Origin of the sequence: Burkholderia sp. AU45274 (assembly GCF_030482505.1) — a bacterium.
Taxonomy (GTDB): Bacteria; Pseudomonadota; Gammaproteobacteria; order Burkholderiales; family Burkholderiaceae; genus Burkholderia.
On sequence record NZ_JAUJQE010000006.1, the window covers coordinates 398,191 to 421,929 of the forward strand.

The 23,739-nt window shown below is 67.9% G+C and carries 18 protein-coding genes; 10 read left to right on the plus strand and 8 right to left on the minus strand.

Features of this window, described 5'->3' with window-relative positions:
- Window positions 1-31 precede the first annotated feature (31 nt).
- On the minus strand, window positions 32-1,543 hold the full coding sequence (locus tag QZM35_RS23860; RefSeq protein ID WP_069252500.1) for an aldehyde dehydrogenase family protein: 1,512 nt from the start codon (window positions 1,541-1,543) through the stop codon (window positions 32-34).
- A 620-nt stretch (window positions 1,544-2,163) separates the two neighbouring features.
- On the opposite strand from QZM35_RS23860, the gene QZM35_RS23865 reads away from it, so the two are divergent.
- The 3 genes from QZM35_RS23865 (at window position 2,164) to QZM35_RS23875 (ending at window position 5,960) form a co-directional block, all read left to right on the plus strand.
- Window positions 2,164-3,744: an amino acid permease gene (locus QZM35_RS23865; RefSeq protein ID WP_089433221.1), complete on the plus strand. Its 1,581-nt coding sequence runs from the start codon at window positions 2,164-2,166 to the stop codon at window positions 3,742-3,744.
- Window positions 3,745-3,900: 156 nt separating this feature from the next.
- The gene (locus tag QZM35_RS23870; protein ID WP_301776927.1) at window positions 3,901-5,169 is read left to right on the plus strand and encodes an FAD-binding oxidoreductase; all 1,269 of its coding nucleotides are present in this window, start codon (window positions 3,901-3,903) and stop codon (window positions 5,167-5,169) included.
- Window positions 5,170-5,285: 116 nt separating this feature from the next.
- A complete protein-coding gene (locus QZM35_RS23875) occupies window positions 5,286-5,960 on the plus strand; it encodes a TetR family transcriptional regulator (RefSeq protein WP_089426695.1) in 675 nt (224 codons plus the stop codon).
- A gap of 75 nt (window positions 5,961-6,035) precedes the next feature.
- Here the strand turns inward: QZM35_RS23875 and QZM35_RS23880 are convergent, their stop codons facing one another.
- Both QZM35_RS23880 and QZM35_RS23885 read right to left on the minus strand, forming a co-directional pair.
- Window positions 6,036-7,829, minus strand: a complete 1,794-nt coding sequence (locus QZM35_RS23880; RefSeq protein ID WP_301776928.1) for a phospholipase D-like domain-containing protein — start codon at window positions 7,827-7,829, stop codon at window positions 6,036-6,038.
- A gap of 105 nt (window positions 7,830-7,934) precedes the next feature.
- Window positions 7,935-8,693: a DeoR/GlpR family DNA-binding transcription regulator gene (locus QZM35_RS23885; RefSeq protein WP_039339705.1), complete on the minus strand. Its 759-nt coding sequence runs from the start codon at window positions 8,691-8,693 to the stop codon at window positions 7,935-7,937.
- Between the two features lie 208 nt (window positions 8,694-8,901).
- On the opposite strand from QZM35_RS23885, the gene QZM35_RS23890 reads away from it, so the two are divergent.
- The 3 genes from QZM35_RS23890 to nadE all read left to right on the plus strand — a co-directional run bounded on the left by QZM35_RS23890 (window position 8,902) and on the right by nadE (window position 11,230).
- Complete coding sequence (locus QZM35_RS23890) at window positions 8,902-9,087, plus strand: hypothetical protein (RefSeq protein WP_006480515.1); 186 nt, start codon at window positions 8,902-8,904, stop codon at window positions 9,085-9,087.
- Window positions 9,088-9,268: 181 nt separating this feature from the next.
- Window positions 9,269-10,138, plus strand: coding sequence for a DMT family transporter (locus QZM35_RS23895; protein WP_089426693.1), 870 nt, complete (start codon window positions 9,269-9,271; stop codon window positions 10,136-10,138).
- A gap of 243 nt (window positions 10,139-10,381) precedes the next feature.
- Window positions 10,382-11,230: an ammonia-dependent NAD(+) synthetase gene (gene nadE, locus QZM35_RS23900; protein ID WP_089426692.1), complete on the plus strand. Its 849-nt coding sequence runs from the start codon at window positions 10,382-10,384 to the stop codon at window positions 11,228-11,230.
- A gap of 75 nt (window positions 11,231-11,305) precedes the next feature.
- On the opposite strand, the gene QZM35_RS23905 is transcribed toward nadE, so the two are convergent.
- The 3 genes from QZM35_RS23905 to QZM35_RS23915 form a co-directional block, all read right to left on the minus strand.
- The gene (locus QZM35_RS23905) at window positions 11,306-12,982 is read right to left on the minus strand and encodes a S10 family peptidase (protein WP_089426691.1); all 1,677 of its coding nucleotides are present in this window, start codon (window positions 12,980-12,982) and stop codon (window positions 11,306-11,308) included.
- A gap of 75 nt (window positions 12,983-13,057) precedes the next feature.
- A complete protein-coding gene (locus QZM35_RS23910; protein WP_301776929.1) occupies window positions 13,058-14,665 on the minus strand; it encodes a protease pro-enzyme activation domain-containing protein in 1,608 nt (535 codons plus the stop codon).
- Between the two features lie 248 nt (window positions 14,666-14,913).
- Window positions 14,914-15,540 carry a LysE family translocator gene (locus QZM35_RS23915; RefSeq protein ID WP_043180813.1) on the minus strand — a complete coding sequence of 209 codons (627 nt, stop codon included), beginning with the start codon at window positions 15,538-15,540 and terminating at the stop codon, window positions 14,914-14,916.
- Between the two features lie 134 nt (window positions 15,541-15,674).
- Here QZM35_RS23915 and QZM35_RS23920 point away from each other — a divergent pair, with 134 nt between their 5' ends.
- The gene (locus QZM35_RS23920) at window positions 15,675-16,139 is read left to right on the plus strand and encodes an Lrp/AsnC family transcriptional regulator (RefSeq protein WP_046549763.1); all 465 of its coding nucleotides are present in this window, start codon (window positions 15,675-15,677) and stop codon (window positions 16,137-16,139) included.
- 126 nt (window positions 16,140-16,265) lie between these two features.
- On the opposite strand, the gene QZM35_RS23925 is transcribed toward QZM35_RS23920, so the two are convergent.
- Window positions 16,266-17,177, minus strand: coding sequence for a LysR family transcriptional regulator (locus QZM35_RS23925; RefSeq protein ID WP_089429028.1), 912 nt, complete (start codon window positions 17,175-17,177; stop codon window positions 16,266-16,268).
- 140 nt (window positions 17,178-17,317) lie between these two features.
- On the opposite strand from QZM35_RS23925, the gene speB reads away from it, so the two are divergent.
- The 3 genes from speB (at window position 17,318) to QZM35_RS23940 (ending at window position 21,330) form a co-directional block, all read left to right on the plus strand.
- Window positions 17,318-18,274: an agmatinase gene (gene speB, locus QZM35_RS23930; RefSeq protein ID WP_011353980.1), complete on the plus strand. Its 957-nt coding sequence runs from the start codon at window positions 17,318-17,320 to the stop codon at window positions 18,272-18,274.
- A gap of 54 nt (window positions 18,275-18,328) precedes the next feature.
- The gene (locus QZM35_RS23935) at window positions 18,329-19,654 is read left to right on the plus strand and encodes an MFS transporter (protein ID WP_174976175.1); all 1,326 of its coding nucleotides are present in this window, start codon (window positions 18,329-18,331) and stop codon (window positions 19,652-19,654) included.
- Between the two features lie 173 nt (window positions 19,655-19,827).
- On the plus strand, window positions 19,828-21,330 hold the full coding sequence (locus tag QZM35_RS23940; RefSeq protein WP_301776930.1) for a cytosine permease: 1,503 nt from the start codon (window positions 19,828-19,830) through the stop codon (window positions 21,328-21,330).
- Window positions 21,331-21,435: 105 nt separating this feature from the next.
- Here the strand turns inward: QZM35_RS23940 and metE are convergent, their stop codons facing one another.
- Entirely contained in the window at window positions 21,436-23,730 is a 2,295-nt protein-coding gene (metE, locus tag QZM35_RS23945; protein ID WP_301776931.1) for a 5-methyltetrahydropteroyltriglutamate--homocysteine S-methyltransferase, read from the minus strand.
- Window positions 23,731-23,739 lie beyond the last annotated feature (9 nt).

Below are 23,739 nucleotides of genomic sequence, written 5' to 3' on the forward strand. Positions count from 1 at the left end.
TTCTACGCAGCGCCCTCCCGGGCGCTCCGCATCAAACGTCGAACTTCACGCCCTGCGCCAGCGGCAGCTGACGGCTGTAGTTGATCGTGTTCGTCGCGCGGCGCATGTAAGCCTTCCACGCATCCGAACCCGACTCGCGGCCGCCGCCCGTTTCCTTCTCGCCGCCGAACGCGCCGCCAATCTCCGCGCCGCTCGTGCCGATGTTCACGTTGACGATCCCGCAGTCGCTGCCCGCCGCCGACATGAACTGCTCGGCCTCGCGCATGTCGTTCGTGAAGATCGCCGACGACAGGCCTTGCGGCACCGCGTTGTGCAGTTCGATCGCGTCGTCGAAGTTGTCGTAGACCATCACGTACAGGATCGGCGCGAACGTCTCGCGCTCGACCACCGCCGATTGCTTCGGCATCCGCACGATGGCCGGACGCACGTAGTACGCATCCGCGTGACCGACGTCGACGCGCTCGCCGCCCTTCACTTCGCCGCCCTGCTCGCGTGCATCGCCCAGCGCCTTCTGCATCGCATCGAACGACGCGCGATCGACCAGCGGACCGACCAGCGTGCCTTCTTCAAGCGGGTTGCCGACCTTCACCGACGCGTAGGCCTTCTCGATGCGCGGCAGCAGCTGCTCGACCAGGCTGCGATGCACGATCAGGCGGCGCAGCGTCGTGCAGCGCTGGCCGGCCGTGCCGACCGCCGCGAACGTGACCGCGCGCACCACGAGATCCAGATCGGCGCTCGGCGCGACGATCATCCCGTTGTTGCCGCCGAGTTCGAGGATGCCGCGCGCAAGACGCTGGCTCAGCACCTTCGCGACTTCCTGGCCCATCCGCACGCTGCCCGTCGCGCTCACGACCGGCACCTTCTTCGATGCCGTCAGCACCTCGCCGACATCGCGCATGCCGAGCACCAGCTGGCTCAGTTCCGCCGGCGCGACGCCCGGGTGGGTCTTCTCGAATTCGCGGATCGCCTTCTGCAGCAGCACGTGGCATGCGATCGCGGTCAGCGGCGTCTTCTCGGACGGCTTCCACACGACCGAATCGCCGCACACGAATGCGAGCGCCGCGTTCCATGCCCACACGGCGACCGGGAAGTTGAACGCCGAGATCACGCCGCACACGCCGATCGGGTGCCACGTTTCCATCATCCGGTGGCCCGGGCGCTCCGAGGCGATCGTGAGGCCGTAAAGCTGGCGCGACAGACCGACCGCGAAATCGCAGATGTCGATCATTTCCTGCACTTCGCCGAGGCCTTCCGACGTGATCTTGCCGGCTTCGAGCGTGACGAGGCGGCCAAGCTCGGCCTTGTGCTCGCGCAGCACGTTGCCGAACACGCGCACGAGTTCGCCGCGCACCGGCGCCGGCACCGTGCGCCACTTGAGGAATGCGTCGTGCGCGGCGTCGATCTTGCGCTCGGCGTCGGCGGGCGTGTCGACAGCCAGCGTCGCGAGCGTCGCGCCGTCGAGCGGCGAACGCGCGGTCAGCGCATTGCCTTTCCACTGGGCGAGATCGATGTCGAGCGCGGCAAGAATGTCGTTGAATTGCATCACTTCCTCTTCAGGGACAGATTGATCGGTGCGGCGGCAACGCCGCCCGCGTGATTCGATTGGAGCGCGTTCGCGCGCCCTGTGCAAGCGGATGCGCCGCGCGGCAGGCCCGGTGCGCCGTCGGGCGCATCGCGCCGCGCCGCCGCCGGAAGCCCGCCGGACGGCGCGCTCCCGCCTCGCAGGGCACGATCCATGAAACACATTGTCGGTGGCCACAAGTCGGGCCGCTATTGATATTAACTCACGACTTCATTCCGAAAACGCAACACCCTGGCGGGATGACACCGTGCGTTTCTTCGCTGATATCAGACTTGCCCAAGGCCCGTGACCGAGCATCGGCGATGCCGTGACGCGGCGCAAGTTGATGACAAAGTCGCATCACCCTGTTCTGAAATATCGTTTGCCGCCCGTGCACCGCGCACACACAATCGTTGCGACGTCGGGGTGCACCGCACCCGGCGCGCCGCCGGCCGCCATCACGGCTGCCGGACGACAGACGAAGGCGACACGCATCGCGGCCCGCTCACCCGGCCCGTTTCAGCACCGCATCACCGCTGCCGGCAACGCGTCGCGCTTCGTCACCGAAAAAACAATCCCGGAGACAGCGCCCAGCGCCCGCCATGCATTCAGATGCCCGCCCCGATTCGCCCCGCCCCTCCGGCTCGCCGCCCGCGAAGCCGTCCCTCCACCGCGCGCTGCAGGCACGCCATCTGCGGATGATCGCCATCGGCGGCTCGATCGGCACGGGCCTGTTCGTCGCGTCCGGCGCGTCGATCTCGCAGGCCGGCCCCGGCGGCGCCATGCTCGCGTACATGGTGATCGGCCTGATGGTCTATTTCCTGATGACGAGCCTCGGCGAGATGGCCGCGTTCATGCCGGTGTCGGGCTCGTTCGCGACCTACGGCGCGAAGTTCGTCGACGAAGGCTTCGGCTTCGCGCTCGGCTGGAACTACTGGTACAGCTGGGCCGTGACATTGGCCGTGGAGCTCGTCGCCGGGCAGCTCGTGATGAACTACTGGTTCCCGCACGTGCCGGGCGTCTGGTGGAGCGCGCTGTTCCTCACGCTGATCTTCGCGCTCAACGCGCTGTCGGTGCGCGGCTTCGGCGAAGCCGAATACTGGTTCGCGCTGATCAAGGTGCTGACGGTGCTCGCGTTCGTCGGCGTCGGCCTGCTGATGATCTTCGGGATCATGCAGGGCGGCCCGAGCGCGGGCTGGAGCAACTTCACGATCGGCGACGCGCCGTTCGCCGGCGGCTGGGCGACGATGCTCGGCGTCGCGATGATCGCGGGCTTCTCGTTCCAGGGCACCGAGATGATCGGGGTCGCCGCCGGCGAATCGGAAAACCCGCGCACGACGATCCCGCGTGCGGTGAGCCAGATCTTCTGGCGCATCCTGCTGTTCTACGTGCTGGCGATCTTCGTGATCGGCGTGCTGATTCCCTACACCGACCCGAGCCTGCTGAAGAGCGACGTGACCGACATCGGCGTGAGCCCGTTCACGCTCGTGTTCCGCCACGCGGGCCTCGCATTCGCCGCCGGCGTGATGAACGCGGTGATCCTGACGGCCGTGCTGTCGGCCGGCAACTCGGGCATGTATGCATCGACGCGAATGCTCTACAACCTCGCGGTCGAAGGCCGTGCGCCGAAGATCTTCGCGAAGCTGTCGCGCGGCGGCGTGCCGCGCAATGCGCTGTATGCGACGACGGCCGTCGGCGCCTTGTGTTTCCTCACGTCGCTGTATGGCGACAAGACCGTGTACCTGTGGCTGCTGAACACGTCGGGCATGGCCGGCTTCATCACGTGGCTCGGCATCGCGGTCAGCCACTACCGTTTCCGCAAGGGCTTCCTGAAGCAGGGCTACCGGCTCGACCAGTTGCCGTACCGGTCGAAGTGGTTCCCGTTCGGCCCGCTGTTCGCGTTCGCGCTGTGCGCGGTGATCGCGCTCGGCCAGGATTACCAGGCGTTCCTCTCCGACAAGATCGACTGGGTCGGCGTCGCCGCGACCTACATCGGCCTGCCGTTCTTCCTCGCGATCTGGCTCGGCTACGCGATCGTGCGCAAATGCCGTCTCGTGCGCTACGAAGACATGGAGATCGCTCCCTGGATCGAACGCAACGCGACGCCCGAGCCCGCCCGCCAAGCTGAAACCGGCTACGCGAGCTACGGCGCCCGTCCGGCCAACCCGACGCCGGGCGCCTGATCGCGCGGATCGGCCTGGATCAATCCGGATCGCACCGGCCGCCATGCGAGTGCGGCGGCCGGTGCCCAGACAACCCCCATTCGACGCGGCGCGCACGTTCAGGCAAGATCGACGCGCGCCGCCTGTTTTTCCGCCGTCAAGAGTCAACGAAATCGCATGCAGAACTTCTACGAAGCCACCGTTACCCGCCAGCCCTACCCGCAACTGACCGGCACGATCGACACGCAGGTCTGCATCGTCGGCGGCGGCCTCGCCGGCCTGTGCACGGCGCTCGGCCTCGTCGAGCGCGGCGTGCATGACGTCGTCGTGCTCGACAGCGAACGCGTCGGCTTCGGCGCATCGGGTCGCAACGGCGGCTTCGTCTTCGGCGGCTACAGCCTCGACAACGCCGACCTGCTGCGCACGCTCGGCCGCGACGAGGGGCGCCGGCTGTACCGGCTCACCGTCGACGCGGTCGACCTGATCCGCGCGCGGATCGCGCGCTACGGCATCGACTGCGACATCGTCGACCAGGGCGTGATGCTCGCGAACTGGTTCGACGATCCGTCCCGGCTCGACAGCGTGCGCACGCTGATGAAGGACGAACTCGGCGTCGACTGGGAACCCGTTTCGACGGACGCGCTGCGCACGCGGCTGAAGACGCAGCGCTACTACGGCGGCCTGTTCGAGCCGAACGCCTTCCACTTCCATCCGCTCAAGTACGTGCTCGGCGTCGCGGCGGCCGCGTCGCGCGGCGGTGCGCGGGTGTACGAACGCTCGGCCGCGCTCGGCATCGCGCGCGAAGGCGCCGGGTACGTCGCGCGCACGGCGCAGGGCACGGTGCGCGCGAAGGACGTCGTGTTCGCCGGCGGCGGCTACGCGCGCGGCGTGTCGCCGCGCATCGAGCGCGCGGTGCTGCCGATCGCGACCTACGTGATCGCGACCGAACCACTCGGCGCGCGCCTGCCGCATGCGATCGACGCGCCGTATGCGATCTACGACACGCGTTTCGCGTTCGACTATTACCGTCCGCTGAAGGACACGCGCATCCTGTGGGGCGGCCGGATCTCCGTGCTCGACCGCGGCCCCGACGCGATCGCGCGCCTGCTGCGGCGCGACCTGCTGCGCGTGTATCCGCAACTGGAAGGCGTGAAGGTCGACTACGCGTGGGGCGGGCTGATGAGCTATGCGCGGCACAAGATGCCGCAGATCGGCCGCGACGCGGACGGCGTGTGGCACGCGATCGCGTTCGGCGGCCACGGGATGGCGCCGACCACGGTGGCCGGCGAAGTGCTCGCGGCCACGCTGGCCGAAGGCCGGCCGGTGCCGGAGGGCTTCAACGCGTTCGGGCTCACGCGCACGTTCGGGCTGGCGGGCCTCGCTGCCGCCCAGCTCACGTACACGGCGTACCAGGCCCGCGACGCGCTCGCGTCCTGCCGCCGCTGAGCGGCGGCCACGGCGGCCGAAACCGCCCTGCCGATTAGAGCGGAAGGTCGGCCGGGCGGGAATTTCCCACATGCTAGAATGGCTTTTCCAAGCCGCCGAAGCCACAATAAAGCCACATGAAAGCAGGAAGCAAGGCCGCCACGTCCGACCCCCGCGCGCTTCCGTCCGATGCGCGGCGCAAATACGATCCCGAGCAAACCAAGCGCAACATCCTCGACGTCGCCACGCAGGAATTCTCTGCGATGGGCCTCGCCGGCGCACGCGTCGATGCCATCGCCGAGCGCACGAACACGACGAAGCGGATGCTCTACTACTACTTCGAAAGCAAGGAAGGCTTGTACGAGGCCGTGCTGGAGAAGGTGTACGGCGACATCCGCGCGCTCGAGCAGGAGCTGCACGTCGGCGACATGGAGCCGCGCGAGGGCATGCGCCGCCTCGTCGAATTCACGTTCGACTATCACGACAAGCATCGCGACTTCGTTCGCCTCGTGTCGATCGAGAACATCCACGGCGCGAAGTATCTCGAACAGCTCAAGTCGTTCAAGAACCGCAACGTCAGCATCATCAAGACGCTCGAGGAACTGGTCGAGCGCGGCGCGGCGAGCGGCGCGTTCCGCAAGGACATCGACGCATTCGACCTGCACCTGCTGATCAGCTCGTTCTGCTTCCACCGCGTATCGAACCGCTACACGTTCGGCGCCGCATTCGGCCGCGATCCGTCGGCGCCGCGCCTGCGCGCGCGGCACCGCGACACGATCGCCGACGCCGTGCTGCGCTACGTCGCCGCGTAAGCGGCGGCGGCAGCCGGTTTCCCTGCCGGACTCAGGCCGGGCGCGCGACATCCGCGCCCGGCCTTCTCTCGTGGGTCAATCGGTCGGCGCGGTCGACGCCAGCGCGATCCGTGCCTTGGCTTCCGGGCTTCCCGCCACGTAATACTTCTTCGCCCAGCTCGAATCGGGTGCAAGCGCGAGTCGCGCATGCGCGCCCGTGCCCCCGTCCGTGCCGTGCTGCTTCGCATGGATCGCCAGTGCCCGCGCGCGGTAGTGCTCGTACAGCCGCAGGAATTCCGCGAGATAGATCGCCGCGATCCGCTGATCACGGATCTCGAGCAGGTTCTCGTCGTTGAACTGCTCGGAATTGCGGCTCATGTTCGCCGAGCCCGTATAGACGACCGGATTCGCGCCCTCCGCATCGATCACGATGAACTTGTGATGGATCACGACGGGCGGAAAAGCCGGCGCCGGCTCCCCCGGAAACAACCGCAATTCCGGCTCGAAACCCTGCGGCACGGTGGCCGGCGAGAAATACTGGGCATCGATCACGTCGTGGTTGTCGCGGCTGCGGTGGTACAGCTCGAGGTTCGCGAGCGTGGCCGCATCGAGCGTCTGGCCGGCCTGCTGCCCGGCATCGGCCTTCGTCGCGCTGCCGACGTTGATCTTGTTCACCAGCCCGAACATCATCAGCCCGCGGTCACCGGCCGCGAAACACGCGTCGCGCAGCGCCGCGTCGGTCGGCATGAACAGGCAGAACGACACCGAATGCTTCGCGGCCGCGATCGCGGCGACGATCGTGTCGATCTCGGTGCGCTGCCCCGCCGGCTCCGGCGAAAACGCGAGCCGCACCTGCGCGCTGCCGATCGTCATCGGTGCCGACCAGCCCGGCGACAGCTTCGCCGTCTCCGCGATCGACGGATTCCCGGCCAGCGCATGCGCACGATCGTTGTACAGCGCGGCGAGCGCGGGCGAGTCGAATGCGTGCAGCACGTTCGCCTGCTCCGTGAGCCCTTCGGTCGTGAAATTCGCGGAACCGGTCAGCACGCGCGAGGGCGCCGCATTCGCCGACGCATCGGTCACGATGAACTTGTCGTGCATGATGTGCGTCTTGTCGCGCGGCGCGAGCGTCGCGAGACCCTGCAGCGCGTCGACGGCCGGCTGGTTCGGCGACGGCAGCGGCGGCTTGCCCTTGCGCGCCGTCGTGTGCGCGTCGTAGACGATCGCGAGCGACGCTTCGCCGTGCTGGCGTCCGAACGCTTCGAACGCGGGCAGCGCCCACAGCGTGTCGGTCAGGTGATAGACGGCCGACGCCGCGCGCGACGCGGGGTCGAGCATCTCCGCGAACACCTGCTCCATGTCGTTCGCGAGCCACGTGCGCAGCTTCAGCGCCTGCGCAGCGCTCGGCGCCGCATTCGGCGCGAGGCCCAGCGCCGCCACCTGCCTCGCGAAGGCCTGCGAGCTGACCACCGCACGGTTGAACCACGTGCCGATGCCGTCCTCGATATGCGCGGGCAGCACCACGTCGCACACGCCGGCTTGGACGTCGAGCACCTGCAGGTTCGCCGGCGTGCCGACGACCGGATACACGTCGTAGCGGAACGCCGCGCCGCGATCCTGCGGATCGATGCGTGCATCCCACCACATGAATTTCTGGATCGGCGCCTGGTCGGTCGGCGCATCGCCCTGCGTGTGTGCGGCCGGGCCATCGAACGTCAGGCGGTTCGGCAGCCAGCTGTCCGGCGCGCGCGTCTTGCCGTCGGCCGACCAGAACCCCGGCGTGCGCCGGATCGCGAAGCCGAGGAAATCGGAACGCGACGCCGCATCGGGCCAGTCGAAGGCCAGCAGGACCAGGGTGGGGGAAAGATAGCTGCGCACGCTGACGGTCATTCGTTGCTCCCTGGCCTGGCGGCCGGTCGAGGTGAATGGGTCAGTCTTGACGGCAGTTCTTCCCTGCGGATGACGGTTCGATGAACCTTGTATGTCGGACGCGCGTCAGTCGCACACGAGCAGCTCGATCCCGCGCGCGGTCAGCGCGCGGCGCACGGCCTTGTCGGGCGCGCGCTCGGTCACGAGATAGCGGGCCGCCGCCGTGCCGTTGATCCGCACCGGCGTCACGCGGCCGAATTTCGAATGGTCGGCGACGATCATCGCGGTGCCGGCCGCCGCGATCATCCGGCTGCGCACCTCGGCCGCGAGCCGCGAGTAGTCGGTGCATTCGCCGTCGGGCGTGATGCCGCCGGCGCCGACGAACGCGAAATCGACGTGGTACTGCGCCAGCTGCTGGATCGTGTCGAGCCCGAAGGTGGCGTCCTCGTCGTCGGACAGCTCGCCGCCGAGCAGTGTCACGCGGTTGCCGTTGCGCCGCGCAAGCACGAACGCGGTACGCCAGTCGTTCGTGTAGATCGACAGCCGGTGCCGGTCGGCGAGCGCGAGCGCGACCGCATGCGGCGTGCTGCCCGAATCGATCAGCACCGACGCATCATCGGGCACGAACTCGGCCGCGCGCCGCCCGATCGTGCGCTTCGCCTCCGCGTTCGCGGCTTCGCGCTCGGACAGGCTCGGCTCGCGGCGATCCGCGGCCAGCGCGCCGCCGTGCGTCATCACGAGCAGGCCGCGTGCGGCCAGTGCGTTCAGGTCGCGCCGCACGGTCTCGCGCGACACGTCGAGCGAGCGGACCAGCTCCGCGACCGACAATGCGCCCGACCGTCCGAGTTCCGACAGGATGAATTGATGACGTTGTTCCGCCAGCATCGCGTGTGCGCCCGAGGCGACTGGTTATGGGTAAGCCGACCATTGTATTACGGCCGTTTGACCGGCATTTGACTGCGGCGGGAAACCCGCCGGGCCGCGTTTCCCGAAAGCGAAATTCTGTATTGCCTGACGCGCGCGAATCGGCGCGGCGCCGGTTGCTACACTTTGCGCTTCGCCGAACGACAGACCAAGCAAAGGGGCTCGCGCCATGTATCGCAAAGGCAGTGTGATCGAAATCCAGTTTCCGCCCGAACGTCTCAACGACGCGGCCGGCGATCCGTACTGGATCGACCTGACGCTCGACGAGGCCCGCCGGCTCTACGAACAGCTCGCCGCGCGTTTCGCGACCGACGCACGCGCCAACCAGCCGCTCGACACGTTCTCGATCGACTGATCGCCGCGGCTTCACGCTCGCGCGCTCCGCATCCCGGGGCGGCGCCCCGCCTTCTCCCGGCACCGGCGGCCGCCTGCGCGGCACGCGGCATGAGTGCAGGATTCGACAAGACGCCCGCGTCGCTTCCCCCGATACTGGCCGACTTCACGATTCTGTCCGGCCGCGTCGCGGCCCGCCACGCATGCTGACCTCGCTCGTCGCCGCCGCTTTCGTCGCCCTCTGGTCCACCGGCTTCATCGTTGCGCGGGCAATCAAGCCCTACGCCGATCCCAACCTGTTCCTGCTCGCGCGCTTCGCGGGCACCGCCGCGCTGTTCGGCGCGGTCGCGCTCGTCTCGCGCGCGCCATGGCCGGCCCGGCGCGAATGGCCGCGCCACCTGATCGCGGGCGCGCTGCTGCAGGGCGTCTATCTCGGCGCGAGCTACTGGGCCGTCGCGCAAGGGCTGAACGCCGGCGTCATGGCGCTGCTCGGCGCACTGCAGCCGCTCGCCACCGCCGTGCTCGCCGTCCCGCTGTTCAACGAGCGCCTGCCGGCGCGCGGCTGGTTCGGGATGGCGCTCGGCCTCGCCGGCGTCGCGCTCGTGCTGGCGCCGAAGGTCACGGGCGGTGTCGCGCCGCCGCCGGGCGCCGCGCCCGCGTGGCTGGTCGTTGCCGTCTCGGTGCTCGCGGTCGGGTCGATCACCGCCGGCTCGCTGTACCAGAAAGGCAAGCTCGCGCAGAGCGACCTGCGCACGGCGGTGGCCATCCAGAACTTCGGTGCGGCCATCGTCGCGGCCATCTTCGTCGCGCTGCTGCACGAGACGCGCTGGATCGGCGCGCCGGCGCTGTGGGTGTCGCTCGTGTGGGGTGTCGTGTTCCTGTCCGGCGGCGCGGTCACGATGCTGATGTGGATGCTGCGGCGCGGCAACGCCGCACGCGCGACGTCGCTGCTGTTCCTCGCACCGCCGCTGGCCGCGCTGCAGGGCTACTGGCTGTTCGGCGAGACGCTCGCGGCGATCCAGCTCGCCGGCTTCGCGCTCGCGCTGGTAGGCGTCGTGCTCGCGCGGCGCTGACGCGGCCGACCGTGTGGGGGCGCCATGCGGCCGCGCCCACACCAGCCGCCACGCGCATCGCATACCGGCCGCGCGAACGCCCGTTACGCGGCATCGTCGCACCCGCCCGGCGCACCGTGCACCACGGCGATGCGGCCCGTCTCGCCGAAGCAACGCGAAATCGCCGGATCGCACGCCCAGCGCGGCACCGCGGCGCGATTGCGCTTATGATGGGCGCCTTGATTTCGTTCCGGAACTCCTTTCATGACATCCGCCGATTACGCCAGCCGCCAACGCGCGATCATTGCCGAACTGAACGTCGCCCCGCACTTCGACGCCGAGGCCGAAATCGCCCGCCGCGTCGAGTTCCTCGCGCAATACCTTCGTTCAACCGGCCTGCGGACCTACGTGCTCGGCATCAGCGGCGGCGTCGATTCGTCGACGGCCGGCCGGCTCGCCCAGCTGTCGGTCGAAAAGCTGCGCGCCGGCGGCTACGATGCCCGCTTCATCGCGATGCGCTTGCCGAACGGCGTGCAGAACGACGAAGCCGATGCACAGCGCGCGCTCGCGTTCGTCCGTGCGGACGAGGAATTGACCGTCAACGTGAAGCCGGCCGCCGACGCGATGCTCGGCGCGCTGGTCGCGTCCGGCCATGCGTTCGAGACGCCGGCCCAGCAGGACTTCGTGCACGGCAACGTCAAGGCGCGCGAGCGCATGATCGCGCAGTACGCGGTGGCCGGCGCGCGGCGCGGCATCGTGATCGGCACCGATCACGCGGCCGAGTCGCTGATGGGTTTCTTCACGAAGTTCGGTGACGGCGGCGCGGACATCCTGCCGCTCGCGGGGCTGAACAAGCGTCGCGTGCGTGCGGTGGCCCGTGCGCTCGGCGGCGACGAACTGATCGTGATGAAGGTGCCGACGGCCGACCTCGAGGAACTGCGCCCGCTGCGCCCCGACGAGCACGCGTACGGCGTCACCTACGACGAGATCGACGATTTCCTCGAAGGCAAGCCCGTCGCCGACCACGTGTACGAAACGGTGCTGCGCTTCTACGACGCGTCGCGCCACAAGCGCGCGCTGCCGTACACGATGTTCGACTGGCCGGCCGCGTAAGCCGGCCGCCCACGCCAAAAAACAACGCCGCGCGCACCGTCCTGGCTGCGCGCGGCGTATTACTGATGGGCACCGCTACGCGTGCCCGCCCGTCTTCGTCGCCTGCAGCGCACGAATCCGCATCCGCGCACCCGTATCGCTGACCGTCGCGTCGTACATCGCCGCGAGATCGCGCTTGAGCGCGGTGCGCGAGCCGCCGTCGAGATACACCATGTGCCCCGACGGATAGAAACGCGCGGACAGGTTCTGCCGCACCTTCTGATCCTCGAGCGGCATCTGCTGCAGGTCGATCACGGTCTGGTAGAACGGCGTGACGAAATCGTAGAGGCCGTTCGCCGACAGCACCTTCAGGTCGACGTTCAACGCCATCACCGCCGCGAGGTCGCCGGCCGTGTAGAGGATCACGTTCCCTTGCGCATCGATGCCTTGCTGCGCGCCGGTCGGGTCGGTGTGATGGAAATCCCAGTTCTGGAACGCCTGGTCGTTCAGGTCGGTGAACGCGGAACTCGACGTGAACTTCAACTGCTCGTTCAGGTAACTGTTCCACATCGCCGTATAGACGCCCGTCACGGCCGTCATCGTCGGATCGTTGCCGCCGGAGTTCGGGTCGATCTTGCCGGCGATGCCCGACGAGATCCCGGTCACGCGGCCGTCGTACGAGCCGAGCGCCAGCCCCTGTGCCTGCAGCAACGTCGTCAGGAACAGCGAATTGCCGCGCGCGTTGTAACCCGCAATGTCGAGCCCCCACGTCTGCAGCGTCGCCGTGTCGATGCCCGTGTATTGCGACAGCTTCTTCACGGCGGCGGGGTCGGCATGCGGCACGTTGCGCAATGCGGTCAGATAGTCGGTGCGCGCGAACTGCGCGACTTCCTCGACGAACGCGCCGAGATCGGTCGGTGCCGGCGTGACACCGAGTTTCTTGTGATACCACGCATCGGCCGCGGCGGTCGGCAGCGCGCCGACCGGGTTGCCGGCCTGCCGGTAGTCGAGGATCGACGATTGCAGCGTGATGCCGTTCAGGTCGACGCCGTCCTCGTGCAGCTTGTACGCGAGCACGCAGCTGCGCGCGGTGCCATAGGATTCGCCGAACAGGTATTTCGGCGAATTCCAGCGGTTGTTTTTCGTCAGGTAGCGCTTGATGAACTGCTTCAGCGAATCCGCATCCTGATCGACGCCCCAGAAGTTGCGATTCTTGTTCGGCGCGACGGCCGCCGAATAACCGGTGCCGACCGGGTTGATGAACACCAGGTCGCTGTGGTCGATCATGCTGTCCGGGTTGTCTTCCATCTGGTACGGCGCGGGCGGCGTGAACCCCGGCATCGACGTCTTGATGCGCTTCGGCGCGAACGAGCCCAGCAGCACGAACACCGACGACGAGCCCGGCCCGCCGTTATAGAAGAACGTCACGGGCCGCGTTTCTTCCTTGGCGCCGTCGGCCGTGAACGCGACGTAGAAGAGCTTCGCGGCCGGCTGCGAACTGCTCGGGTCGACCGTCACGAGGTGGCCGGCCGTCGCCGTGTACGCGATGCGCTTCCCGTCGATCAGGATCGTGTGATGCGTGATCGCGGCCGCCTCGGTCGTGTCGGTCACCGAGTCGTCGGGACCATTGCCGTACGCGACCGGATCGAAGAACGGCTGGTCGCGGCCGTGGCTCAGCGCGACCGGGTTGATGGTCGGCGGCACGCCATGCGAATTGTGGTCGCCGTGATGCAGCGGATACACGCCGCCGGAAGATGCGGAATCGATGCCCATCGTGCTGCTCCTGGAGGTGAGAAAAAGGCGCGGACAGGAAGCCCGCGCCATACGGAAAGACGTGTAACGCGGCCGTCAGCTCGACGGCTTGCGCGTCAGGATCGCGGCGAGCTGCGCGCCGTTCGGGCTGCCGAGGCCCGTGCACGCATCCCAGCCCTGCGCGGCCGCGTACGTACCGTTCGATCCTTGCGTGATGTCGCGCAGCGCACCCGGATTCTTGTAAAGCACCGGATTGATCCAGCCGGCAGTCGCACCGCCCGCCGCCGCACTCGCCGCCGCATTGATCCGTGCAATCAACGCGGCCCACAGCGGCGCGACCGCGCTCGTGCCGCCCATCACCGTGGCCGTGCCCGCGATCGACACTTCGTAGCCCGTCTGCGGCGACGCATCGCCCGCCACATCCGGCACGCCCCGCTTCGCGAGCGCTGCGCTGCTGCCGTCGGCGCGCGTGAGTTTCAGCCCCTGCTGCCACGCCGGCAGGTCGAACAGCGTGCTGACGCCACCCCCGCCCGCGCCGCCGCCGGCCGCCTCGTCGTTCCACGTGACCTCGCTGCGGATGCCCTGCCCGGGCAGCGCGTCGAGCTGCGTGCCGCCGCAGCCGAGCACGTACGGGCTCGATGCGGGGAAGTCGACATGATCGGCGCCGTCCTGCAGCCCGTCGCCCGAACCGCTGTCGCCCGATGCCGCGCACACCGTGATGCCCTGCGCGGCGGCCGCCTGCAGCACGCGGTTGAACGCCTGCGCGGACTGCGCCTGCCAGATCGCTTCCGGCCCGCCCCAGCTGATCGAGATCACCGACGGCTTGTTGGTCGTGTCGCTGACGGCCGCGTTGACGGCCTGGATGAAGCCCGCGTCGCTGTTCGGCGCGAAGTACACGGCAATCTTCGCGGCCGGCGCGATCGCGCCGGCGATCTCGATGTCGAGCGCGACTTCGCCGTCCGGGCCGCTCGGGTCGCCGGTGGGCGTGTTGCGGCCGGTGCCGACGTTCACGTCGACGAGCGTCGGCGGCGTCGTGATGCCGAGCCCGCGGAAATATTGCTGGATGTCGGCCGCGCGGTAGCCGCCGCCGAGCTCGATGATCGCGATGCATTGCCCGGCGCCGTCGCCGGCCGGGAAGCCGTACAGCGAGGCCAGCTGGATCGGGGTGAACGTGACGCCCGCCGCACCGCCGCGCGCGGGCTTGAACGGCGGTCGCAGCCGGAAGTGCGGCCGTGCCTGCGGGCGGCTGTCGAGGCCGAGCACGGCCGTGACGGCATCGCCGAGATCGTCGGGCAGCGCGATCGGGCCGGAGCGGCCGCGATACTGGCCGATCGACCGATGCTCGAAGCGCTCGAGCTTGACGCTGAACGCGGCTTCGAACTGCTGGATCGTGCCGGACAGCACGACGACGCTTTCAACGGGATCGACGCGATCGACCGTCAGCTGATGACGATGCGCGAAGTCCTCGGCCTTGCGAATATCGTCGGGATTGGCGGAAAAGCGTTGCGCGAAGGTGGCGCGCGACACCGGTTTCGCTTGCGCGTCGCCGGTGGCGAGCTGGTGAAGCAGCGTATCGAGTTGCCCTTCTTCCTGCCGCCGCAACATGATCGTGACGTGGATGCGTTCTGCCGGATCGCACGGGCCGAGGCACTTGGACTCGGCGACGATTCGGGGTTCACGGTCGGCGTGAAGATGCCTTGCCATGTTCAGACCCTCCTTGGTACCGCGTTGCACGGAACAGCCAGGAAATCGGACAGGGCCGGCGGGAGACGGTTCCGTTCGGTCGGTCGGGTTCGCGCAGCGCGAAGTAACAGGGAGTTTAGAACAGTCAGACGATTTGCGCGCACGCCCTTCTGCGACGGGGCGCACGCACGGGCCGGCGTTGCGCACGGCCTGCATCGAGTGCGGCGACGCGCCGCGCGACCTGCGCCGGCGCGCCGCCGCATCGGCACTCAGTCCATCGACAGGCGCAGCGCGAAGCCGATCAGTGCAGCAGAAAACGTCCAGCGCTGCACCGTCTGCGCGAGCGGATGCGCGCGCATCCACGCGGCGATCCGCGACGCGCCGAACACGCACGCGAGGTCGAAGCACACGCCAGCCGCCACCAGCAGTGCGCCCAGCTCGAACATCTGCAACACGACCGGCCCGGCCTCGGGACGCACGAACTGCGGCAGCAGCACCGAACAGAACAGCAGCGCCTTCGGGTTCAGCAGGTTGGTGAGCAGGCCCTTCACGAACGACTGGCGCAGCTCGCCCGCCGAGGCCGCCGCATCGCCGTCGCCGAGCGCGAACACGGGCGAGCGGAACACCTGGATCGCGACATAGGCGAGATAGAGCGCGCCGCCGTAGCGGATCACTTCGTACAGCCACGGTGCGCTGCGAATCAGCGCCGCGACGCCGCAGGCGGACAGCGTCACGTGCGCGGTGCGCGCGAGCGACAGGCCGGCCGCCGCCGCCATCCCCGGCCGCACGCCGCGGCCGATGCTGGTCTGCAGCACCAGCGCCATGTCGGGCCCCGGCACCGCGTAGATGGCCGCCAGCGCGGCGAGATAAATCAACAGCAAATGCGTGGAAATCATGGTCCGCCCCTGTCCTCTTACGACGATATATTGCCGCCAGAGGGCGAGGGATTATTGGCCATATTTGGTTCAGGATTGGCGATCCGTAGGGGAATTCGCCACAATCATGCAATCCATAAAAGGATTCCGCCAACATGACCGAACTCGACAAAACCGACCGCGCCATCCTTGCCGCGGTGCAGCGTGACGGCCGCCTGCCGATCGCCCGCCTGGCCGATTCCGTGGGCCTTTCCGAGACGCCTTGCGCGCGGCGCCTGAAGCGTCTCGAAAACGACGGCTACATCGAGCGCTACCGCGCGCAGTTGTCACGCCAGGCGCTCGGCTTCGGTGTCGTCGCATTCGTGCTCGTGCGGTTCGCGACGCACGATCGCAAGACCGCCGACCGCTTCGAGCGGGAAGTCCTCGGCATCGAGCGGATCCTGGCGTGCCACAACGTGGCGGGCACGGCCGACTATCTGCTGCAGGTCGTGGCGCGTGACCTCGACGACTACGGCACGTTCCTGCGCGAATCGCTGCGGATGCTGCCGGGCGTGACGTCGATCGAATCGGCACTGTCGCTGCGCGAGGTCAAGCACGACGCTGGGCTGCCGGTGCCGTGATGCCGGTGGGTGGCCGCCACGCACAAGCCGATCCCGTCGCCCGGTTCGTCACGTCGACGCCGATCGATGTGGGCCGCGTCAGGCCGCGCCGCCGCAACACTCGTCCACATTGTTGAGGCCGGCAGCCTATGCGAAGTCGGGCGGCTGGTGCGCGCGTTCGAGATCCTCGAGAAACGCTTCCACGAGCGGATTGCCGCGCCCGTTGCGCGCGACGACCATGTGGAACGTCACGTCGTAGCGCAGCTGCTCCGGATTGAGCGGCGCGAGCAGGCCCTGCGCGACGTACGGCGCCGCGAAGTGCTGCGGCAGGTAGCCGAGGTGGTGGCCGGACAGGATCAGCAGCGCGACGGCCTCCATGTTGTCGGCGGTCGCTGTCACGCGGTCGGGCGTCGTCGACATCTGCGCTTCGGGCAGCGGATACGAGCGCCACGCCCATTCGAAGCCCGCGACATCGGCCGGCGTCAGCGCGCCGGCGCCGTCGAACAGCGGATGGCCGCGCCCGCAGTACGCGACCTGGCGCTCGATGAACAGCGGCGTGTAGTGCAGCGACGGCACCCGGTGCCAGAAGTAGCCGACCGCGATCTGGATCTCGTCGCTCAGCAGCTTCTCCTCGAGATCGCCCGGCGCGCGCACGGAAATCGAGAAACGCACGGCCTCGTCGCGGGTGCGGAACGCGGCGATCGCTTCGGCAATCCGTGCGTTCTGGCTCACCGGCGTATGGCCGATCAGGCCGATGTGCAATGTACCGACCAGCTGGCGGTCCATGTGCCGCGCGGCCATCCCGAATTCGTCGAGCGCGGCGAGCAGCTTGCGGCTCATCGCGTGAAACCGCTCGCCCTTCGGCGTGAGCCGGAAACCGCTACGGCCGCGCTCGCAGAGACGGTAGCCGAGCCGCGTCTCGAGCGACGAAAGCTGCGCGCTGATCGTCGACTGGCCGACGTTCAGCACGGCCTGCGCGGCCGAGACGCCGCCCGCGTCCGTGACCGCGAGAAATACGCGGATCAACCGCAGATCGAGGGTCGACAGATTCCCCAGCACGTTCATCCCCTTCCATACATCGATGAAAATCGATGTTTACGTCGATATCTTCGCATTCTTCTTTGCGGGCCGAGCGCGTAAAACTGTGCGTCAAGCCGCGTCGCATGATACGGCAACCCCACATCGGAAGAGACAGCCCCATGAACGACCACACTCATTTCCAGCCGCTCGGCGGCAATGAAATGCCGCGCTGCGGCGGCATCGCGACGATGATGCGCCTGCCGCACGTGGCGAGCGCCGAAGGCCTCGACGCCTGTTTCGTCGGCGTGCCGTTCGATCTCGGCACCTCCAACCGCACCGGCGCGCGCTTCGGCCCGCGCCAGATCCGTACCGAATCCGTGCTGCTGCGCCCGTACAACATGGCCACGCGCGCCGCACCGTTCGATTCGCTGCAGATCGCCGACATCGGCGACGTCGCGATCAATCCGTACAACCTGCACGATTCCATCGCGCGCATCGAAGCGGCGTACGACGCGATCCTCGAGCACGACTGCAAGCCGATCACGCTCGGCGGCGACCATACGATCGCGCTGCCGATCCTGCGCGCGATCCACCGCAAGCACGGCAAGGTTGCATTGATCCACGTCGATGCACACGCCGACGTGAACGACACGATGATGGGCGAAAAGATCGCGCACGGCACGCCGTTCCGCCGCGCGGTCGAGGAAGGCCTGCTGCACGGCGACAAGGTCACGCAGATCGGCCTGCGCGGCACCGGCTACGCCGCCGAGGATTTCGACTGGTGCCGCGAGCAGGGCTTCCGCGTCGTCCAGGCCGAGGAATGCTGGAACAAGTCGCTCGCGCCGCTGATGGAAGAAGTGCGCGCACGCGTCGGCGACACGCCCGTCTACATCAGCTTCGACATCGACGGCATCGATCCGGCGTACGCGCCGGGCACCGGCACGCCGGAAATCGCGGGCCTCACGGTGCCGCAGGCGCTCGAGATCATCCGCGGCGCGAAGGGGCTGAACATCGTCGGCTGCGATCTCGTCGAAGTCGCGCCGCCGTACGACCCGTTCGGCACCACGGCGCTGCTCGGCGCGAACCTCGCGTACGAGCTGCTGTGCGTGCTGCCGGGCGTCGCGTACCGCGACTGATCCCCGCGCCGCCACCTATTCCAAATCAGAGGATTCAGAGGAGCACACATAAAGATGGGGACTTCCGTCAAGCAACCCAAGCGGGCGGCGCTCGCGTCGTTCGTCGGCACCACGATCGAGTGGTACGACTTCTATAGCTACGCGACCGCCGCCGCCATCGTGTTCGGGCCGCTGTTCTTTCCCGGCGAAAACCGCTTCATCAGCCTGCTCGCGTCGTTCGGCTCGTTCGCGGTCGGCTTCTTCGCGCGGCCGCTCGGCGGCGTGATGTTCGGCTACCTCGGCGACCGCTTCGGCCGCAAGCGCTCGCTGCTCGCGACGCTGATGCTGATGGCCGTGTCGACGGTTGCGATCGGCCTGCTGCCGACCCATGCGCAAGCCGGTGTGATCGCACCGATCCTGCTCGTGCTGATGCGCGTGCTGCAAGGCATCGCGGTCGGCGGCGAATGGGGCGGCGCGGTGCTGCTCGCCGGCGAGCATGCGCCGGAAGGCAAGCGCACGTTCTTCGCATCGTTCGCGCAGCTTGGCAGCGCAAGCGGCCTGATCCTGTCGATGCTCGCGTTCGGCGCGATCAGCACGCTGTCGAAGGAAGACATGATGAGCTGGGGCTGGCGCGTGCCGTTCCTGGCGAGCTCCGTGCTGCTGATCGTCGGCTTCGTGATCCGCGCGAGCGTGTCGGAGTCGCCCGAGTTCGAGGAAGTCAAGAAGAGCGGCAACATCGCGCAAAAGCCGCTGCGCGAGGCGCTCAAGTACTGGCCGCTGCTGCTGCTCGCGATCGGTGCGAACGTGTACGGCATCGCCGGCGTGTATTTCAGCAACATCTTCATGATCAGCTACGCGACGCAGTTCCTGTCGCTCGACCGGTCGATGGTGCTGCATTGCATGACGATCGTCGCCGTGCTGCAGTTCGTCGTGCAGCTCGCGGCCGCGTTCCTCGCGCAGCGCTTCGGCACCACGCGCGTGCTGCTGATCACCGGCGCATGGGCCGCGATCGTCCCGTTCGTCATGCTGCCGCTCGTGCACATGGGCACGCCGCTGTCGATCACGGTCGGCGTCGGCCTCGCGACGCTCGCGGAATCCGGCTACTACTCGGTGGTCGCAGGCTTCGTCAGCGGCATCTTCGTCGCACGCATCCGCTACACGGCGATCTCGATCGCGTACCAGGTGTGCGGCGCGCTCGCCGGCGGCCTCACGCCGCTCGTCGCGACCATCATCGCGCAGAACACCGCGCCGCAATGGTGGCCGCTTGCGCTCCAGTACACGAGCGCCGCGATCCTGTCGTCGCTGTGCGTGTGGCTGATCTCGCGCCGCGTGAGCATCGACGATGCGGGCGCGGCGAACCGGAAGGAAACGCCGCTGCCGCGCGGCGCACGCACCGCGTAACCGCTCGCAACGGGCAGGCCCCTCGCCTGCCCGTTTTTCGTTGCACGCCTCGTGCGGTGCGTCGCACCGCCTTCCGGTTCCACGCTATTCATCGCTTGCCACGCGGACGTCGCGGCAGGCCGGCGCACGCGGTCGCCCTGCCGAACCGCGCACGACCCAGGAGACAAGTCGTCATGACCCGCCCCGACACCCTCGATCTCGGTCGCACCGAATCGGCCGGCCTTGCGATCGAGCACCACTCGATCGACTACATTCCGGAACACGAGCGCCACGCGAAGCTCGCCAGCCAGGGGCCGTTCTGGTTCCTCGGCAACTTCCATTTCTTCACGATCTCGATCGGCTTCGTCGGGCCCGGCATGGGCCTGTCCGCCGGCTGGACGACGCTCGCGGGCGCGCTCGGGATCATGTTCGGCACGATCTTCATGGCGTTTCACGGCTCGCAGGGGCCCGAGATGGGGCTGCCGCAGATGATCCAGTCGCGCGCGCAGTTCGGCTATCGCGGCGTGATCGTCGCACTGCTCGCGACGTTGTTCGTGTTCGTCGGCTTCAACGTCGTCAACGTATCGCTGATGGTCGACGGCGTGCACAACGTATTCGGCATCGATGGCGGCTTCGTCGCCGTCGCCGCCGTGACGACGGGCGCACTGCTCGCCATCTACGGCCACGACCTGATGCATCGGACTTTCACGTGGACGCTGATCGCGACACTGCCGCTCTATGCGCTCGTGACACTCGCGCTCGCGTTCGGCCATGTGACGCCGGCACCCACCGCCGTCGCACCGGTTGCCGCGCCAGGCTTCAACTGGATCGCGTTCGCCACGCAATTCGCGATCGCCGCGAGCTACAACATTTCGTATGCCCCGTATGTGTCGGACTATTCGCGGTATCTGCCGAAACACACGCGCCGTGCGAAGCTGATCGCCGTGATCTTCGCCGGCGCGTCGCTGTCGGGCACCTGGATGATCGGCCTCGGCGCGTGGCTCGCGCAGAAGCTGCATGCGGCCGATGCGCTGGTCGCGATGAACGCCGTCGGCACGTCACTCATGCCGGGCCTCGGCAAGCTGATCGCGATCGTCTCAGTGGTCGGCTTCCTGCCGATCATCGCGCTCAACGCCTACAGCGCGATGCTGACCGTACTGACCGCCGCCGATTCGATCGTGCCGATCCGGCCGACGCGCCGCGCGCGCGTTGCATCGATCATCGCGATCAGCACGTTCGTGCTTGCCTGCGTGTTCGCGATCCGCGGCAACGGCATCGCGCTGCTGCAGACGTTCCTGACGCTGATGCTCTACTTCCTCGTGCCGTGGACCGCCGTGAATCTCGTCGACTATTTCTTCGTGCGCCGCGGTCACTATGCGATCGCGCACTTCTTCGTGCCGAACGGGCTCTACGGCGCGTGGCAACCGCGCGGCATCGTCGCCTACCTCGTCGGCTTCGCGGCGATGGTGCCGTTCTTCTACATCTTCGACGCCGAAGCGAACCGCGAGATTTTCGTCGGGCCGTTCGCTCGCATGCTCGGCGGCGTGGATATCGCGTGGCTCGTCGGCCTGGTCGTCGCGGGTGCGGCGTACTGGCTGCTGTCGCGGTCGCTCGACCTCGCACGCGAACGCCGCATCATTGCCGAGACGCCATCACCCGAGACGCTCGCGGGCCCCCTCGAACACGAGCGCGCATGATCCCGCACTGCCCGTGACACCGGGCCCGCCCGTCACGGCATGAATCACGCCGCCGGCCGCCCCGCCGATCATTGAACGCGGCGGCCGGCACGCAACCTGCGCGCGTTATTGCATCGCGTTGCGCAGCGTCTTCGCGGCGGCGACCATGTTCGTCAGCGCCGGAATCACTTCCGCCCACTGGCGCGTCTTCAGGCCGCAGTCCGGGTTCACCCACAGGCGTTCCGCCGGAATCCGCTCGGCCGCCTTCTTCATCAGGCCGACGATGTGCTCGTGCGTCGGGATGTTCGGCGAATGAATGTCGTACACGCCCGGCCCGATTTCGTTCGGATACTTGAAGGTGTCGAACGCGTCGAGCAGCTCCATGTCCGAGCGCGACGTCTCGATCGTGATCACGTCCGCATCCATGTCGGCGATCGACGCGATGATGTCGTTGAACTCCGAATAGCACATGTGCGTGTGGATCTGCGTATCGTCCCGCACGCCGTTCGCGGTGATGCGGAACGATTCGACCGCCCACTTCAGGTACTCGCCCCACTGCGCGCGGCGCAGCGGCAGTCCTTCGCGCAGCGCGGCCTCGTCGATCTGGATCACGCGCACGCCGGCCTTCTCGAGATCGAGCACTTCTTCACGGATCGCCAGTGCGAGCTGGTAGCACGACACCGAGCGCGGCTGGTCGTCACGGACGAACGACCAGTTCAGGATCGTCACCGGGCCGGTCAGCATGCCCTTCATCGGCTTGTTCGTCAGCGACTGCGCGTACGTAATCCACTCGACCGTCATCGCCTTCGGGCGGCTGATGTCGCCGAACAGGATCGGCGGCTTCACGCAGCGCGAACCGTACGACTGCACCCAGCCGAACTGGCTGAACGCGTAGCCGTCGAGCTGTTCGCCGAAGTACTCGACCATGTCGTTGCGCTCGGCTTCGCCGTGCACGAGCACGTCGAGTTCGAGCGATTCCTGTTCGCGCACGCTACGTTCGATCTCGGCCTGCATCGCCGCGCGGTAACCGGCTTCATCCAGCGCGCCGGCCTTGAACTGGCTGCGGGCCTGGCGGATTTCGCCGGTCTGCGGGAACGAGCCGATCGTCGTCGTCGGGAACGCCGGCAGGTTCAGGCGTGCCGACTGCTTCGGCGCGCGTTGCGTATAGGGGCTCGCGCGGTTGCCGAGCTGCGCGTCGATCCGGGCGATCGCGGCCTTCACCGCCGGGTTGTTCACGCGCGGTGACTGGCGGCGCGAATGAATCGCGGCGGCGTTCGCGGCCAGCGCGTCGGCCACCTTGTCGCGGCCTTCGTTCAGTGCGGTCGCGAGGACCTTCAGCTCGTCGAGCTTCTGCAGCGCGAATGCGAGCCATGAACGGATTTCCGCATCGAGCTTCTCTTCGCTCGCGAGATCGACCGGCACGTGCAGCAGCGAGCACGACGGTGCGAGCCACAGGCGATCGCCCAGTTGCTTCGCGAGCGGCTCGAGCCAGTCGAGCGTCGCGTTCAGGTCGGTCTTCCAGATGTTGCGGCCGTTGATCGCGCCCACCGACAGCACGCGCCCGGCCGGCAGATCACGCGCCAGCGCGTCGACTTCGTCGCGTGCGTTGATCGCATCGACATGCAGGCCGTCGACCGACAGCGAACGCGCGAGCGCCAGATTGCCCTGCAGTTGGCCGAAGTACGTCGCGAGCAGGACCTTGATGCGACGCGTTTCGAGCGCGGCGTAGGCGGTCTCGAAGGCTTGTTGCCACTCGGCGTCGAGTTCGGTGACAAGGATCGGCTCGTCGATCTGCACCCATTCGACGCCCTGCGCGGTCAGCGTGTCGAGCAGCGCGCCGTACACCGGCAGCAGCTTCGGCAGCAGCGCGAGGCGGTCGGAATCGTCCTTCGCCTTGCCGAGCCACAGATACGTGACGGGGCCGAGGATCACCGGCTTCGCGGCCACACCCTGCGCCTGCGCTTCCGCCAGTTGCTGGAGCAGGCGCGACGGGTCGAGCGAGAAGTTCGTGTCCGCATGGAATTCCGGCACGATGTAGTGGTAGTTCGTATCGAACCACTTCGTCATTTCACCGGCCGCGACGCCGCCGCAGCACGCGGCATGCGCTTCGGCCGACTCCACCGAACGGCCGCGCGCGACACGGAAATAGTTGTCGAGCACGTCGCCTTGGAAGCCCTGCACGCGCTTCGGCAGGTTGCCGAGCGTGAAGCTCATGTCCAGCACCTGATCGTAGAACGCGAAGTCGCCGATCGGCGCCAGGTCCAGGCCGCGCTGATCGTTCCAGTGACGCTGGCGCAGCTCGGCGCCAAGCGCCTTCAGCTCGTCGCGCGACGATTCGCCTTTCCAGTAGCGTTCGAGACGGAACTTGAGTTCGCGCTTCGCGCCGATGCGCGGAAAACCGAGGTTGTGTGTCGTGACCATGAGCTGCCG

Bases quoted from the DNA above. Each gene is read 5' to 3' on its own strand.
- QZM35_RS23905 (WP_089426691.1), bottom strand. From the start codon at position 12,982: ATGGGCATCGATTCCGCATCTTCCGGCGGCGTGTATCCGCTGCATCAC.
- QZM35_RS23860 (WP_069252500.1), bottom strand. From the start codon at position 1,543: ATGCAATTCAACGACATTCTTGCCGCGCTCGACATCGATCTCGCCCAG.
- QZM35_RS23875 (WP_089426695.1), top strand. From the start codon at position 5,286: ATGAAAGCAGGAAGCAAGGCCGCCACGTCCGACCCCCGCGCGCTTCCG.
- metE (WP_301776931.1), bottom strand. From the start codon at position 23,730: ATGGTCACGACACACAACCTCGGTTTTCCGCGCATCGGCGCGAAGCGC.
- QZM35_RS23940 (WP_301776930.1), top strand. From the start codon at position 19,828: ATGACCCGCCCCGACACCCTCGATCTCGGTCGCACCGAATCGGCCGGC.
- QZM35_RS23895 (WP_089426693.1), top strand. From the start codon at position 9,269: ATGCTGACCTCGCTCGTCGCCGCCGCTTTCGTCGCCCTCTGGTCCACC.
- QZM35_RS23880 (WP_301776928.1), bottom strand. From the start codon at position 7,829: ATGACCGTCAGCGTGCGCAGCTATCTTTCCCCCACCCTGGTCCTGCTG.
- speB (WP_011353980.1), top strand. From the start codon at position 17,318: ATGAACGACCACACTCATTTCCAGCCGCTCGGCGGCAATGAAATGCCG.
- nadE (WP_089426692.1), top strand. From the start codon at position 10,382: ATGACATCCGCCGATTACGCCAGCCGCCAACGCGCGATCATTGCCGAA.
- QZM35_RS23865 (WP_089433221.1), top strand. From the start codon at position 2,164: ATGCATTCAGATGCCCGCCCCGATTCGCCCCGCCCCTCCGGCTCGCCG.
- QZM35_RS23890 (WP_006480515.1), top strand. From the start codon at position 8,902: ATGTATCGCAAAGGCAGTGTGATCGAAATCCAGTTTCCGCCCGAACGT.
- QZM35_RS23885 (WP_039339705.1), bottom strand. From the start codon at position 8,693: ATGCTGGCGGAACAACGTCATCAATTCATCCTGTCGGAACTCGGACGG.
- QZM35_RS23935 (WP_174976175.1), top strand. From the start codon at position 18,329: ATGGGGACTTCCGTCAAGCAACCCAAGCGGGCGGCGCTCGCGTCGTTC.
- QZM35_RS23910 (WP_301776929.1), bottom strand. From the start codon at position 14,665: ATGGCAAGGCATCTTCACGCCGACCGTGAACCCCGAATCGTCGCCGAG.
- QZM35_RS23915 (WP_043180813.1), bottom strand. From the start codon at position 15,540: ATGATTTCCACGCATTTGCTGTTGATTTATCTCGCCGCGCTGGCGGCC.
- QZM35_RS23870 (WP_301776927.1), top strand. From the start codon at position 3,901: ATGCAGAACTTCTACGAAGCCACCGTTACCCGCCAGCCCTACCCGCAA.
- QZM35_RS23920 (WP_046549763.1), top strand. From the start codon at position 15,675: ATGACCGAACTCGACAAAACCGACCGCGCCATCCTTGCCGCGGTGCAG.